The organism is Desulfosporosinus hippei DSM 8344 (genome assembly GCF_900100785.1).
GTDB classification, from domain to species: domain Bacteria; phylum Bacillota; class Desulfitobacteriia; order Desulfitobacteriales; family Desulfitobacteriaceae; genus Desulfosporosinus; species Desulfosporosinus hippei.
The window spans coordinates 222636-237043 of sequence record NZ_FNCP01000002.1; the positions used below are offsets into that span (position 1 = coordinate 222636).

Here is a 14408-nt window from a genome sequence, read left to right on the forward strand (position 1 = left end):
ACAGATGGTGCGAGGGGTGAGAGGTTTTGAGAAAAGTAGATATATATAGAAGTGTTCTCCGGGAATTAGAAGATTGGGATCAATATTTATTAGCTGAATCTTGTCTGCCTGGACCTAGAGCAAATCTTGAATTAATCGAGGCAGTTGCTGAAGAAGGGACAAAAGAGAGATTTATGAACTATCTTTCCCTAGACTCAGCCATGGCTCCTTTCGGTTCTGCAGAAGAGTTTTTGCCCATATGTGGCGTTGTTGGTTTAGGGAGTTTGATTTCTCAAGGACGTGTGGAACTTCTTGAACTATTGCGCTCATTTTCTTCCGATATAAGGTGGAGGATAAGAGAAGGGGTAGCGATAGCATTACAACGAATTGGAGAGTCGAATATTGATGTTCTTTTGAATGAGATGGCTGAGTGGAGTGAGGGGAGCCTTTTAGAAAAGCGTTCAGTGGTAGCTGCTTTATGTGAACCAAAGCTTCTTAATCAGCTAGAAGATATCAATGTTGTTTTACAAGTTCTAGATAAAATTACATCTGACATTATAAATGAACAAAATAGGAAAGCCAATGATTTTAAAACCCTCAGAAAATCCTTAGGATATGGTTGGAGTGTTGTAGTTGCAGCAGCTCCAGAAGAAGGAAAGAAATATATGGAAAAATGGTTGGCGCATGATGATAAAGACATTAGGTGGATTATGAAGGAAAACCTGAGAAAAAAACGGCTTGAGAAAATGGACCTCGACTGGACAAGAAGATGGAAGGCTGAACTTGGTGTGAATTAGATATTTAAAGTCTGAATGGCTTATTAATTGTGTAAATTGAAGGAGTAGACTAAGTATGAAGAAGCTTTATATAAAAAATGGTCTGATTAAAACTATGGCTGGGCAAGAATTTATGGGGTATATCCTTATTGAAGGGGCGAAAATTGCTGCCCTTGGTGAGACCATCGATCTGAACGTTACTGAAGATGCAGAAGTGATTGATGCTGGGGGGGCTCTCGTCTTGCCGGGATTTATTGATGCTCATTGCCATGTGGGGATTGGAGAAGAGATCTACCGCTGGGAAGGAGAAGATTTTAATGAGATGACAGACCCCGTCACACCGGATATGCGGGCTATTGATGGGATTAACCCTGAAGATGAGGGTTTTAGAGATGCTCGTCTAGGTGGAGTGACTGCAGTCTTTACCGTACCTGGGAGTGCCAACGTAATTGGAGGTACCGGGGTGGTTATGAAAACTGCAGGGGAGATTGTTGACAAAATGATAGTGCGTGATCCTGCGGGAATGAAGATAGCCTTCGGGGAGAATCCTAAGATGGTTTATGGAGAACAAAAGAAAATGCCTATGACTCGGATGGGAACTGCAGCACTTCTTCGTCAAACCTTAGTGGATGCCCAGACCTATAAGGATAAGTTGGAGCAAGGTGAAGCAGATCCGGATAAGCTCCCGGAGAGAGACTTGGGCTTAGAGGTTCTCGTTAAGGTATTAAATCGCGAAATCCCCCTTCGAGCTCATGCTCATCGTGCAGATGATATTATGACAGCTATTCGCATTGCCCGAGAGTTCAATGTAGACTTGGTCATAGAACATTGTACTGAAGGACACAAAATTGCAGAGGAACTAGCGGAACAGGGATATCCTGCTGTCGTAGGACCTTTACTTACCAATCGGTCTAAAGTCGAGCTGAAGGATAAATCCTTCCAAACCCCCGGAATTTTAGCTAAGGCTGGAGTCAAGGTAGCAATTATGACGGATCATTCTGTCACTCCAATTGAACAACTTCCTCTTTGTGCAGCTTTAGCGTGTAAAGCAGGGATGGATGAGGAAGATGCTTTACGGGCTATAACTATTAATGCAGCAGAGATCTTAGGGGTATCTGATCGTATCGGAACTTTAGAAGTCGGGAAGGATGCAGATATTGTTATTTGGTCTGAACATCCTTTTACAATCAAGGCCAACCCACTCTACGTCATCATTAATGGAAAGATTGTAAAGCCGGAAGCTATATAATAAAGCCATTGTAATCAGGAGGAAAAAATGGAGCAAAGATTTACAAGTATAACAGTTGAGGATACACGTGAGTTGGGGAAACAACTGGCCGGGTTTTTGTGTGGAGGAGATGTGGTTGCTCTGATTGGGGATTTAGGAGCAGGTAAAACGGCTTTTGCTCAGGGAGTGGGGGAGGGGCTAGCAATCGTTGGCCCTATGACGAGTCCAACCTTCACTTTGATTCATGAATATAATGGTCAAGCAAATGGAACAGAGATTCGCTTGATTCACATGGATCTTTATCGATTACAGCACCCCGAAGAGGCTGAGGTCATTGGAATTGAGGATTCCTTTGTCGAAGATGCGATTTGTCTGATAGAATGGCCAAAAATTGCGGAGGATTATTTGCCGGATGATCGCTTAAATGTTGAAATCCATGGAAGTGGAGAAATGCCCCGTGAGATCATTGTGTATTCTAATGACTCTAGGTGGGAGCAACGCTTAAACTTTTTGGCAAATAACAGGAGGTTATAGTGATCCAATGAAATATTTAACCATAGATACTACAACAAAGGTTACAGCCTTAGCTTTAGCGGAAGGTGGACAATTAGTTAGTGAGGGTTTTTTACACACCTCAAAAACTCACTCGGAACGAATTATCCCCATGCTCGATCAATTACTTTCAGCTGCGGATTGGTCTCTCCAGGATCTTGAGATGATCGGTGTAGTGCGGGGGCCCGGTTCTTTTACAGGTATTCGTATTGGAATTGCAACAGCACAGGGATTAGCCCAGGTTCTTAATCTTCCGCTTGTGGCCGTAGTGTCCTTAGATGCTTTGGCATGGGCCGGTAAGGGAAGAACTGAGGACATTGTTCCCATATTAGATGCACGGAAAAATGAGTGGTATACTGCACGCTATCATTGGCGGTCAGGGGCAGAACGTGCTGATTGTTTAACACCACCGCAAGCTATGGCAACTGAACAATGGCTGGATTATTTAAGAGGATTGAATTGTTCGATTTGTTTTGTAGGGGATGCTGCAGGTAAGGCTAAGGAAAGAATTGAGGAAGTATTAGGTGAGAGAGCCGTGATTTTACCAGACTATATAAGTTTGCCTCGAGGTGCCTATGCTGCCCAAGCCGTCTGGGAAAGGTGGAAAGAAATTGGTGAAGGGGAACTGGTTGAACCCTACTATATCCGCTTTTCAGAGGCAGAGGTAAATTGGGCGAAGAAAGAGGAAGCGCGGAGGAACGGGAAAGATGAATAACGGGATTATACGTCCCATGCTTGTGGAAGATCTCGAGGCAATAATGGAAATTGAAATTGCTTCTTTTTCTACACCTTGGTCCGTACAAGCCTTTAAAGCGGAGTTGAAAGATAATGAATATGCAAGGTATTCTTGCTTAGAGTTAGATGGCAAAGTAATTGGTTATATGGGACTCTGGTTTATACTTGACGAAGGTCATATTACAAATGTAGCAATTGCTCCGAATTATCGGGGGCAACAATGGGGAGAGTTTTTGATGCGTTCTGTTATGTCTAAAATGGCAGATGAGGGAATGGAACGCATGACACTTGAGGTTCGAAAATCGAATAGCCCAGCCCAGTCCTTATATCAACGCTTGGGGTTTACTACCGCTGGAGTTCGAAAAGGGTACTATGCGGATACAGGAGAAGATGCCTTAATTATGTGGGCAGAATTAGGAATGGCGGTGAATAAGGCATGACTGGGAATCAAAAGAGCAAAGTTATAATTTTAGGAATTGAAACTAGCTGTGATGAGACATCGGCAGCCGTATTGGCGAATGGCGAGGATCTTCGGAGTCATGTTATCTCCTCACAGATATCTACTCATCAAAAGTATGGAGGAGTTGTACCTGAAATTGCTTCACGAGAGCACAGCATGCATTTTCGACCAGTTGTTCAGCAGGCTCTTGATGAGGCCAAGGTAACGTTTCAAGATTTGTCTGCCATTGCTGTTACCTATGGTCCCGGACTAGTCGGTTCCTTATTAGTTGGGGTTTCCGGAGCAAAGGCTATGGCCTACGCATCGAAGATACCTTTGATTGGAATTAATCACCTGGAAGCTCATATCTACGCTAATTTTATTCAGCATAAAGACTTGCAGTTCCCCCTGCTAGCCTTATTAGTTTCCGGCGGGCATACCCATTTGATTCTGTTTGAAGGTCATGGGAAGTATGAAGTATTGGGGTACACTCGAGATGATGCAGCGGGAGAAGCTTTAGATAAAGTAGCTAGAACTTTAGGGTTAGGTTATCCGGGAGGTCCTCAGATCCAAAGGGTGAGTCAAGAGGGCAATGCTCAGGCTTTTAAATTTCCCAGGGCGATGCTGGAGGCGGATAGTTTGGATTTTAGTTTTAGTGGTATGAAATCTGCCGTCTTAAACACCTTGAACTCAGCTCGGATGCGTGGAGAGGTTTTAAGTGTTCCGGATATTGCAGCTTCTTTCCAGGAAGCGGTAGTCGATGTATTGGTACGCAAGACCTTAATGGCTATTAAAAGAACGGGGGTTAAGACTCTGCTCCTAGCAGGTGGAGTTGCAGCTAATAAGCTGCTGCGTGAAACCTTAGAAATGTCTTTAGTAAAGCTAGGGATCCGTCTGGTCTATCCAGAGCCTATTTATTGTACTGACAATGGGGCTATGATAGCAACGGCCGGATATTATCATTACTTAGTGGGAGACTTTGCACCCTGGACTCTAAACGCAGTTCCCGGACTTAGTTTTCCCAGGCTAAACAACTAAAACAATAATGCTCTATTAAGGAAGCATATGTTCTGTGGATAAGGTAGACCTGTGGACAATGTGGATAAGTCTGTAGATAACTTATTATGGCGGCTTTGCTGTTCTATACAGGATCTGTTGGTTTTGGGATAGTATTATCCACAGACCCTGTGGATAATGTGGATAACCTAAGAACAAGGCGCAATAATAGGATTTTATAAGTGGATAACTTTGTGGGTTTCAAAAGAACGAATGGATAATGTAAATAGAACTTATGAGTGATATAAGTAGCAGATATTAAAGTTATTAACAAAATATTTTAATTTTTTGGGGAAGGATTTTGCCTAGATTAATCGAATAATTCTAAATGCACGAGATTTTACCAAAGGGGTAGCTCAAAGATGAATGAAGAATCGTATTGTTCAAAGATTGAAGTGCGCAAATCGTGTTTACAGCAACGGGCCGCTTTAGGAGAGCAAGAGAGAAGCAATAAAAGTTTTTTGATCCGGAAAAAGTTAGAAGACCTGCCGGAATTCAAAACAGCACAAACAGTGATGTTATTCCTTAACTTTCGCGATGAAGTCGAAACAACTGCCTCAGCGGAAGCGGTAATTGCGTGTGAAAAAAAGCTAATATTACCTCGTTGTGCGCCTAAGGGGATACTTCTTCCTCTGAAAGTCAGCAATCTAGCGGTAGATCTTGAGCCGGGAGCTTGGGGAATTCGTGAACCAAAACTGACAAATGAGGAGGTAAATCCTTTAGAGATTGATTTAGTCGTTGTACCCGGAGCAGGATTTGACCTGCAGGGAAATCGCTTAGGGTATGGGGGAGGCTTTTATGATCGCTTTTTTCCCCGGTTAAAGAGCTTGACACCCAGGGTAGCCCTTGGTTTTGAATGTCAGATTATTGACCAAGTACCTGTTGATAAGCATGATGCTAAAATGACTAAATTAGTCACGGAAAAAACGGTCTACAATTTTGGAACAATAGCAAATCAATAGGGGGGATTTTTTTGTGCACTGCGTGTGAAGAGCTAGTAGATCCTAAGCAAATCCAGCTGGAAGAAATAATTAATAAGCATAAACATCAGAACGGACCTCTTATCCCAGTTTTGCAAGGAGCGCAAGAGGTTTATGGGTATTTGCCTGCTCATGTGCTAAAACACATTAGTAAAGCCCTGCGTATCCCGTTAGCCAGAATTTATGGTGTAGTTACATTTTATGCCCAGTTTCGCTTAACTCCTGTGGGACGTAATTTAATCAATATCTGTTTGGGAACTGCTTGTCATGTTCGTGGCGGAGCCAAAATTGTCGAAACTCTTGAAAAGGAATTAAAGATTTCAGATGGAGGAACAACAGAGGATAGACGTTTTACCTTGGAAGTAGTGGCCTGCATAGGGGCTTGTGGTCTGGCACCGGTAATATCAATTAACAATGAGGTTCATGGACGTTTAGTACCGGAGAGCATTGCCGGGATATTGGCTAAATACGAGTAGGGGGATAAAGGGATGGCTGAGAACCAACGGATTCTAGTTTGTGCAGGAACCGGATGTGCCTCATCAGGAGCACTTCCGATCATCGATATCTTGAAAGAGGAGATCAAGCGACAAGGACTTGAAGAGACCGTAAGTGTTGTTGGTACGGGATGTCAAGGTTTTTGCGAAAAAGGACCAACGCTGGTTATTGAACCCCAGCACATTTTATATACCCGTGTTACTAAAGAGGATGTCGAGGAAATCGTATCCCAAGAGCTTATCAAGGGAGAACGGGTTGAGCGGCTTCTGCTGATTGATCAGACAACTCAAAAACCTGTCAGCTTAATGTCAGATATTAATTTTTTCTCAAAGCAGCATCGAATTGTACTTCACAATTGTGGTGTCATTGATCCTCAGAAAATTACGGATTATACGGAACGGGACGGTTATAAGGGCATCCAAAAAGCTCTTAAAGAAATGTCGCCTGAAGAGGTCATGGAAGAAGTTAAGAAGTCTGGCCTGCGGGGTCGTGGTGGTGCCGGATTCCCTACCGGCTTAAAGTGGGGTTTTTGCCGTCAAACTCCCAGTGATAAAAAGTATATTATTTGCAACGCTGACGAAGGGGATCCGGGAGCATTTATGGATCGCAGTGTTCTTGAAGGAGATCCCCATTCGGTTATTGAGGGAATGCTCATTGGTGCCTATGCCATCGGAGCTGATGAAGGGTATGTATATTGTCGGGCAGAGTATCCCTTAGCCATTAAGCACTTGGAAATTGCCATTAAGCAGGCAGAAGAGGCTGGCTATCTAGGAGATAATATTCTTGGTTCCAGCTTTAATTTCCGCCTTAATGTCTTTGCCGGAGCGGGAGCCTTTGTCTGTGGAGAAGAAACTGCCTTGATGGCTTCTATCGAAGGAAAACGCGGAATGCCTAGGGTTCGTCCTCCTTTCCCGGCGGTTAGCGGGCTATGGGGCAAACCAACCAATATTAATAACGTTGAAACATGGTCCAATATTCCTCATATTTTGCGCAATGGTGCAGAGTGGTATACACAATTTGGTACGGAAAAAAGTAAAGGAACGAAGATCTTTGCTTTAACAGGTAAGGTTAACAATACAGGCTTGGTAGAAGTTCCAATGGGAACAACTCTCAGAGAGATCATCTTTGACATTGGAGATGGAATTCAGGGCGGCAAGAAATTTAAAGCTGTTCAAATCGGTGGCCCCTCCGGTGGCTGTTTGCCTGAGGACATGCTTGATTTGGCAGTAGATTATGATACTTTGACCCAAGCTGGAGCAATGGTGGGTTCAGGCGGACTGGTTATCATGGATGAGACCACTTGTATGGTGGATATTGCCCGTTATTTCTTAAACTTTTCAAAGAAAGAATCCTGCGGGAAATGTACTCCATGTCGTGAGGGAACCACGCGGATGTATGAGATACTGGATAGGATCACGAAGGGAGAAGGTAAAGAGGAAGATCTTGATACCTTAGAAAATCTTGCTTATACCATTAAGGAAACCTCTCTTTGCGGATTAGGTCAGTTTGCACCAAGCCCAATTCTGGCGACTTTGAAGTATTTCAGGCATGAGTATGAGGCGCACATTCATGACCATAAATGTCCGGCTCACAACTGTACGGCCCTTCTGAGTTATACTATTGATACCGAGAAATGCAAAATGTGCAGCCTTTGTGCTAAAAACTGTCCCGCGAACTGCATTTCAGGCGATAAGAAAACCAATACTCCCTATGTCATTGATGAAGATAAGTGTATTAAATGTGGAACTTGTATGGACAAGTGTAAGTTTGGAGCGATCAGCAGAGCATAAGTATAACTATTGAGAGGAGTGAATACTTTGGAGTGGCTTACATTAACAATTGATGGACGTGAAGTCAGTGTACCTAAAGGTACCACCGTACTTGATGCCTGTCGTATGAATAATATTCCTATTCCAACCTTGTGTCATGCGCCGGAGCTAACCTCTGCGGGAGCATGCCGTCTGTGTGTGGTTCAAATCGAAGGGATGCGCAATCTTCCCCCCTCTTGTGTTACTCAAGCAGCACAGGGTATGAAGGTAGAGACACAAAATCCTAAGGTTCGCCAAGCACGGAAAATTATCTTGGAACTACTTGTTGCCAATCATCCGTTAGATTGCATGACCTGTCAGAAGATGGGAGATTGTTCTTTAGCAGAATATGCCTATGACTATGGGGTAACCGGTGAGGTCTATCAAGGGGAGAAGCGCTGTCTGCCAATTGATGACAGTAATCCTTTTATTCTGCGAGACCCCAATAAATGTATCTTATGCGGAAAATGTATTAAGGCTTGTACAGAAATTCAAGGAAAAAGCATTCTAGACTTTTCCTTTAGAGGTTTTGATACACAAGTAGGTCCTGCTTTCAATCTGCCTTATAAAGAGTCCGATTGTGATTTTTGCGGATCTTGCGTTTCAGTATGTCCAGTCGGAGCACTGACTGAAAAGCAAATGGTCGGTAAAGGGCGTCCTTGGGAAGTATCCAAAGTCCAAACGACTTGTCCTTTCTGTGGAGTAGGTTGTAACTTTGATTTGAATGTTAAAGACGGAAAAGTCATTGGGGTAACTTCTAATCCTGAGGCACCGGTGAATGGCAAAGCTTTATGTGTTAAAGGCCGTTTTGGAATGGACATGATCTATAGCGACAATCGTGTAACCACACCATTAATTAGGAAAAATGGAGAACTGGTTCCGGCAGATTGGGATGAGGCTCTGGATTTGGTCGCCTCTAAGTTGGGAGAGATTAAAAAGACCTATGGTCCCAACTCTATAGCTGCTTTAAGCTCAGCTCACTGCACAAATGAAGAAAATTATCTGATGCAAAAATTCATGCGCGCGGTAATCGGCACAAACAATGTCGATCACTGCGCAAGGACTTGACACGCTCCCACTGTGGCCGGTCTGGCCACCTCATTTGGATCCGGAGCGATGACTAACTCAATTAATGAAATTCCTAATGTTAAGGCGATGTTTGTAATTGGTTCTAATCCGACAGAAGCTCATCCGGTAATCGGAACAAAAATGAAACAAGCCCTGGCCAAAGGCGCTAAACTGATTGTTGCTGACCCTCGGTGCATCAATCTTGCCGAGGATGCAGATGTTTGGCTGAGACTGAGACCGGGAACGGATATTGCTTTGATCAACGGAATCATGAACATTATTCTGGCTAACGGGTGGGAAAATAAAGAGTTTATTGCTGAACGAACAGAAGGCTTTGAAAAAGTTAGAGAAGCAGTAAAGGAATATACTCCGGAAGTAGTAAGTAAAGTAACGGGAGTTCCCGTAGAACAGCTTGAAGAAGCTGCCAGAATCTATGCTACCGCTGAACGCTCTTCAATCTTCTATACCTTAGGGATCACTGAGCATACCTGTGGAACGGATAATGTTATGAGTTTGGCAAACCTGGCTATGCTGACGGGAAATATTGGTAAGGAGAGTTCAGGGGTTAACCCAATGCGCGGGCAGAATAACGTACAGGGTGCCTGTGATATGGGAGCACTTCCCAATGTTTATCCCGGTTACCAACAGGTTGCCAGCCCCGAAGTACGGGCCAAGTTCGAAGCAGCTTGGGGAGTTCCCCTTGATCCGAATCCTGGTTTTATGATTCCTGATATGTTTGGGGCTGCAGTTAGTAAGGATCTGCGTGCTCTGTATGTCTTGGGAGAAGATCCGGTCATTACGGATGCCGATGCGAACCATGTTCGCAAAGGTCTTGAGGCATTAGACTTCCTTGTTGTTCAAGAAATTTTCTTGTCTGAAACAGCAAAACTAGCGGATGTCGTCTTACCTGGTGCTAGTTATGCAGAGAAGACAGGTACTTTCACAAATACTGAGCGAAGGGTACAAATGGTAAATCAGGCCATTAAGCCTATTGGAAATGCTAAGACAGATGGAGAGATCATTTGTGAGCTGGCTACTCGTATGGGTTACCCCTTCAACTATGAATCCTCTGCAGATGTCATGGAGGAAATCTCAAAGCTCGCCCCACAATTTGCGGGGATAACCCATGAGCGATTGGGAACACAAGGGCTGCAATGGCCTGTACCCCATGCAGAGCACCCAGGTACCAAGTTCCTGCATGAAGGAAAGTTTAACCGGGGTAAAGGACTCTTTATGGCTATAGAAAATCAGCTGCCTGCTGAATTGCCCGATGAGGAATATCCTTTCTTGCTCAATACCGGACGTAAACTCTCACACTATAATGTTTTCACCCAACACTCACCTTCATTGGGCATCCATTCTCCTGAAGAGCTTGCTGAGGTTAATCCTTCAGACGCTAAGAAGCTGGGAATTGAAGATGGAGAAGTAGTCCAAGTAGCATCACGCCGTGGTGAGCTGAAAACTAAAGTTAAAGTTACCGATAGAGTCCCAGAAGGTATGGTCTTCATGACACTTCACTATTTTGATTCACCAACCAATGTCTTAACCAATGGTGCTTATGACAAAGTTACCAAAACCTATGAGTATAAAGTATGCGGTGTAAAAATTTCCAAGGTTAGCTAAGATACTAAAGGGACCCGTAAGGGTCCCTTTACTCTGGCGTGTTGAGGGGACGGTCCTTTTAACACACAATATAGTGTGTTAAAAGGACCGTCCCCTCAACACGCTCGTGACATAGAAGTTTGAATATGGTACATTGAATATAGAATATGCGTTTTTAATGATAGGGGGAGTGAGGGTTTTTGAAACAAGAAATAGTAATGTATACATTACCCCTTTGCCCATATTGTGCACGAGCTAAACGATTCCTCACTGGACGAGGAATTATGTTTGTAGAGAAGAATATCCTGATTCCGAAGAATTTAAAAGAATTGCGAAAGGTAACGAATTTGATTGGAGTTCCGGTAACCATTGTAGGTAAACAAATTCTCACTCGCTTCTCGCTAAAGGAATATGAGGAGGTCTTCAAAAATTAATACTCTAAAATCCGAAATACAAGCTCCAAAGTTGCAGGCAACCGGGGTTTTATTAGCGGGTGGAAAAAGCTCACGGATGAAAAAGGATAAGGCGTTTCTTGAGATAGAAGGACAGTCATTGGCAGAACGAAGTCTTAAGGTCTTGAAGACTTTATTTCCTGAGGTGTTAATCAGTAGTAATCGGCCTGAACTCTTTACCCAGTATGAGTTGCCGGTTATTGGGGATGAGGTTATAGGTCGAGGTCCCTTGGAGGGGCTTTATCAAGGTCTTAAAGCAGCGAAGCATGATGTCGTATTTTTTGTAGCCTGTGATATGCCGTTTTTGGAAATAGAACTTATTCGTTTTTTAGCAAGGTGGAGTTTGGATTATGATGTAGTCGTCCCAAAACTTCAGTCTGGCCTTCATCCATTGCATGCTTTTTATCATCGGCGTTGTCTGAGTGCAATAAAAAATAATCTTGAGGCAGACCGCCTGAAGATTATTGATTTCTACCCAGTATGTTCAGCTAAGTATGTGGATGAAAAGGAAATGGGTCGTTTTTCAGATTTAACAAAGGCGTTTTGCAACGTAAATACACCTGAAGAATGGTCTCATATCAATAAGACCATAACCCCTATTTAGATTCATTTAGAGTTACACATGATACGTTCAGGGCAAGTATAAATATTTACCCGTTGATCCCTGGCAAATCCCAGAACCGTAATGTTTAGAGCAGCTGCCTGGGAAAGAGCCATATCCGTTGGAGCACCGCGGGCAATAAGAATAGGTGCTTTCATTTTGGCAACCTTAAGTAGTATTTCTGAGGCAACTCGACCACTGAAAAAAACCACATGGTTTTCAAGATTTAACGCTTTGCGAAAAGCTTCCCCACTTAGTTTATCAAAAACATTATGTCTGCCGATATCGTAACTTGTCATTAGGACTTCTCCTTGGCAGCCTATTCCGCCGCTGTGAATCCCTCCTGTTTTTGCAAAAAGCGGGAGATAAGACTGTAGGAATTTTGCATAACTATAAGCTTCTTGAAGAGAGATGCGATAGTTGGAGGTTATTGGTTTAACCATCAACGCATCATTGGCAAAGCAAAAGGACGCTCGGCTTTTACCACAACAAGCAGAAACGTATCGTTTACTCATTAGCTCTTTTTGTAAAACGCAGGGCCTGCCTTCGACCCAAATCATGAAGTTTTCAGGATCTTGTCGTATTTCGTAGACGTCTTCGGGAACTTGGATAAATCCCTCATTAAATAAAAAACCAAGTGTAAGCTCTTCAATTTGAGAAGGAGAGCACAATAATGTTGCTATTTCCTCACTGTTATAGTGGACGGTTAGTGGAATTTCACGAACAACTGTATCCTCTAGCCATTCTAATAATTCTCCGTTGGCTTTAAGAATGGTATGGGTAACGGTTTCATTTGTCATAAATCCTCCTTGGACATAGCCTTTCTTATAGTGTACAATATTATTAAAGAAACCTAAATGTTTTTTCGATAGGATAAATAGAAAATAATGAAATCATAAAAAACGAGCTATTTAAAGAAGATCCAAAAAAGGAAATTAGCTTTAAGTGGCGAATTATTACTTCAAGGGAAAACAATTGAATTACTCCGAAGCTGGGTAACCTAAAGCATATGCAATGGTGACCAGACAAGTGTCATTAGGCACTCGGGTATTATGGGAAACTGTAATATCTCCTGCTGGAAAGGAGTCTGTCGACAGGTGGAATTAATCCCCGGTTGTTTGCAGACCGCGGGTTTTTTTGTTGTTTAAAAATAACAATCTGAGAAAGAGGAGTCTTAATGCAAGATCAATATCTTAGGCGAATTGAATATCTCAGAATCTCTGTCACAGACCGTTGTAATCTTCGCTGTCAATATTGTATGCCGGCTGAAGGAGTTCAATGGCTGCCTCATGACTCAATCCTTTCCTTCGAAGAAATTTTAAGATTAATGAGGATAAGTACACAATTAGGCTTCCGCCGTTTTCGAGTTACAGGTGGTGAACCTTTGGTTCGCAAGGGTATTTTAGATTTTTTACAGGAAAGTGCACAACTACCGGGCGTAGATGATCTTATGCTAACTACTAACGGATTGTTACTTCCGGAAATGGCTTTTGATATAAAGTCAGCAGGGGTTCAGCGCATTAATATTAGCTTAGATACCATGGATCGAGATCGTTTTTACGAAAACACGCGTGGTGGTGACGTCTCAAAAGTTATTCAAGGGGTTTTTCGTTCCCTTGAGGCGGGCCTTAATCCAGTTAAAATTAATGTGGTGGTTGTCCGGGGATTTAATACCGATGAGCTGCCGAGCTTTCTTACCCTGGCCAAGCAATATCCCCTTCACGTTCGATTTATAGAGCTAATGCCGATTGGGGTTAGCTCCGAACAAAGGTCAGATTTTGTCCCTATTCAGGAAATGAAGGAACTGCTAGGACTTGAGGATGATATTCCCATTAAGGACATTCCCGGTGGAGGACCTGCAGAGTATTTTCGACCCAATGGTTTTAAGGGGAGTATCGGCTTTATTAGTGCCTTAAGTCGCCATTTTTGTAATACTTGTAATCGGGTGCGCTTAACTGCCGATGGAAAATTAAGACCATGCCTGCACAGCAAGCATGAAGTTGATTTTCGAGAGGTTTTGCGGTCAGGTATCTCCGACCAGGAGATTATGAAATTGTTTGCTCAGGCGGTATGGCATAAACCTGCAGAGCATCATATGAACAACGAAGCGTGGCAAGATACACGCGTAATGTCTCAGATCGGAGGGTGAATAGAGTGGAGGATTTAACACATTTTGATGAGGAAGGCCGCGCTCGTATGGTGGATGTCAGTGATAAAGCTGAGACAGCACGAGTTGCTGTTGCTCAGGGAAAGATACTTATGAAACCCGAGACATTGGAGAGAATTCGCTCAGGTTTAATTGTTAAAGGAGATGTTTTGGGAGTGGCCCAAGTTGCTGGAATTATGGCGGCCAAGCAGACATCCCAGTTGATTCCTATGTGCCATCCATTGGCGATTACCGGTGCTAAACTGAGTTTTAAATTTGTAGAGCCTGGTGAAATAGACATCGAGGCAAGTGTGAAAGTTCATGGCAAAACCGGGGTTGAAATGGAGGCATTGACAGCTGTAAGTGTGGCTGCCTTGACCATCTATGATATGTGTAAAGCAATTGACAAGAATATGATGATTAAAGATATTTATTTGGTGGAGAAAATAGGCGGGAAAAGCGGGCATTATATACATGATTAACTGCCAATC

15 protein-coding genes and 1 riboswitch are annotated in these 14408 nt (G+C 43.1%); of the genes, 14 read left to right on the plus strand and 1 reads right to left on the minus strand.

Going from position 1 to position 14408, the window contains the following annotated elements:
* Positions 1-26: 26 nt before the first annotated feature.
* From BLS16_RS02945 to mobA, 12 genes are all read left to right on the plus strand, one after another.
* Entirely contained in the window at positions 27-776 is a 750-nt protein-coding gene (locus tag BLS16_RS02945) for a hypothetical protein (protein WP_092329622.1), read from the plus strand.
* Positions 777-831: 55 nt separating this feature from the next.
* Entirely contained in the window at positions 832-2004 is a 1173-nt protein-coding gene (locus BLS16_RS02950) for an amidohydrolase (protein ID WP_092329625.1), read from the plus strand.
* Between the two features lie 27 nt (positions 2005-2031).
* Positions 2032-2517: a tRNA (adenosine(37)-N6)-threonylcarbamoyltransferase complex ATPase subunit type 1 TsaE gene (gene tsaE, locus BLS16_RS02955; protein WP_092329628.1), complete on the plus strand. Its 486-nt coding sequence runs from the start codon at positions 2032-2034 to the stop codon at positions 2515-2517.
* A 7-nt stretch (positions 2518-2524) separates the two neighbouring features.
* The gene (gene tsaB, locus BLS16_RS02960; RefSeq protein ID WP_092329662.1) at positions 2525-3250 is read left to right on the plus strand and encodes a tRNA (adenosine(37)-N6)-threonylcarbamoyltransferase complex dimerization subunit type 1 TsaB; all 726 of its coding nucleotides are present in this window, start codon (positions 2525-2527) and stop codon (positions 3248-3250) included.
* On the plus strand, positions 3243-3710 hold the full coding sequence (gene rimI / locus BLS16_RS02965) for a ribosomal protein S18-alanine N-acetyltransferase (RefSeq protein WP_092329665.1): 468 nt from the start codon (positions 3243-3245) through the stop codon (positions 3708-3710). Before tsaB ends, rimI begins: the two co-directional genes overlap by 8 nt.
* A complete protein-coding gene (gene tsaD, locus BLS16_RS02970) occupies positions 3707-4747 on the plus strand; it encodes a tRNA (adenosine(37)-N6)-threonylcarbamoyltransferase complex transferase subunit TsaD (RefSeq protein WP_092329668.1) in 1041 nt (346 codons plus the stop codon). The genes rimI and tsaD overlap by 4 nt, the downstream gene beginning before the upstream one ends.
* A gap of 380 nt (positions 4748-5127) precedes the next feature.
* On the plus strand, positions 5128-5727 hold the full coding sequence (locus BLS16_RS02975) for a 5-formyltetrahydrofolate cyclo-ligase (protein ID WP_092329671.1): 600 nt from the start codon (positions 5128-5130) through the stop codon (positions 5725-5727).
* An 11-nt stretch (positions 5728-5738) separates the two neighbouring features.
* A complete protein-coding gene (gene nuoE / locus BLS16_RS02980; RefSeq protein ID WP_092329674.1) occupies positions 5739-6221 on the plus strand; it encodes an NADH-quinone oxidoreductase subunit NuoE in 483 nt (160 codons plus the stop codon).
* A gap of 12 nt (positions 6222-6233) precedes the next feature.
* Complete coding sequence (gene nuoF / locus BLS16_RS02985) at positions 6234-8030, plus strand: NADH-quinone oxidoreductase subunit NuoF (RefSeq protein ID WP_092329677.1); 1797 nt, start codon at positions 6234-6236, stop codon at positions 8028-8030.
* A gap of 27 nt (positions 8031-8057) precedes the next feature.
* Positions 8058-10739, plus strand: coding sequence for a formate dehydrogenase subunit alpha (gene fdhF / locus BLS16_RS02990; RefSeq protein WP_092329680.1), 2682 nt, complete (start codon positions 8058-8060; stop codon positions 10737-10739).
* Positions 10740-10918: 179 nt separating this feature from the next.
* Positions 10919-11152: a glutaredoxin family protein gene (locus tag BLS16_RS02995; protein WP_092329683.1), complete on the plus strand. Its 234-nt coding sequence runs from the start codon at positions 10919-10921 to the stop codon at positions 11150-11152.
* Positions 11130-11774 carry a molybdenum cofactor guanylyltransferase gene (gene mobA, locus BLS16_RS03000; RefSeq protein WP_345788508.1) on the plus strand — a complete coding sequence of 215 codons (645 nt, stop codon included), beginning with the start codon at positions 11130-11132 and terminating at the stop codon, positions 11772-11774. Before BLS16_RS02995 ends, mobA begins: the two co-directional genes overlap by 23 nt.
* 2 nt (positions 11775-11776) lie before the next feature.
* Here the strand turns inward: mobA and fdhD are convergent, their stop codons facing one another.
* Positions 11777-12571: a formate dehydrogenase accessory sulfurtransferase FdhD gene (fdhD, locus tag BLS16_RS03005; protein ID WP_092329686.1), complete on the minus strand. Its 795-nt coding sequence runs from the start codon at positions 12569-12571 to the stop codon at positions 11777-11779.
* Between the two features lie 171 nt (positions 12572-12742).
* A riboswitch (molybdenum cofactor riboswitch) is annotated at positions 12743-12873 on the plus strand.
* 75 nt (positions 12874-12948) lie between these two features.
* On the opposite strand from fdhD, the gene moaA reads away from it, so the two are divergent.
* Positions 12949-13920 (plus strand): GTP 3',8-cyclase MoaA, encoded by a 972-nt coding sequence (moaA, locus tag BLS16_RS03010; RefSeq protein ID WP_092329689.1) that lies wholly within the window; start codon positions 12949-12951, stop codon positions 13918-13920.
* A gap of 5 nt (positions 13921-13925) precedes the next feature.
* Entirely contained in the window at positions 13926-14399 is a 474-nt protein-coding gene (moaC, locus tag BLS16_RS03015; RefSeq protein WP_092329692.1) for a cyclic pyranopterin monophosphate synthase MoaC, read from the plus strand.
* Positions 14400-14408 lie beyond the last annotated feature (9 nt).

Coding starts and splice junctions, on each gene's coding strand:
- BLS16_RS02950 (WP_092329625.1), top strand. CDS start 832: ATGAAGAAGCTTTATATAAAAAATGGTCTGATTAAAACTATGGCTGGG.
- tsaE (WP_092329628.1), top strand. CDS start 2,032: ATGGAGCAAAGATTTACAAGTATAACAGTTGAGGATACACGTGAGTTG.
- tsaB (WP_092329662.1), top strand. CDS start 2,525: ATGAAATATTTAACCATAGATACTACAACAAAGGTTACAGCCTTAGCT.
- rimI (WP_092329665.1), top strand. CDS start 3,243: ATGAATAACGGGATTATACGTCCCATGCTTGTGGAAGATCTCGAGGCA.
- tsaD (WP_092329668.1), top strand. CDS start 3,707: ATGACTGGGAATCAAAAGAGCAAAGTTATAATTTTAGGAATTGAAACT.
- BLS16_RS02975 (WP_092329671.1), top strand. CDS start 5,128: ATGAATGAAGAATCGTATTGTTCAAAGATTGAAGTGCGCAAATCGTGT.
- nuoF (WP_092329677.1), top strand. CDS start 6,234: ATGGCTGAGAACCAACGGATTCTAGTTTGTGCAGGAACCGGATGTGCC.
- mobA (WP_345788508.1), top strand. CDS start 11,130: ATGAGGAGGTCTTCAAAAATTAATACTCTAAAATCCGAAATACAAGCT.
- fdhD (WP_092329686.1), bottom strand. CDS start 12,571: ATGACAAATGAAACCGTTACCCATACCATTCTTAAAGCCAACGGAGAA.
- moaA (WP_092329689.1), top strand. CDS start 12,949: ATGCAAGATCAATATCTTAGGCGAATTGAATATCTCAGAATCTCTGTC.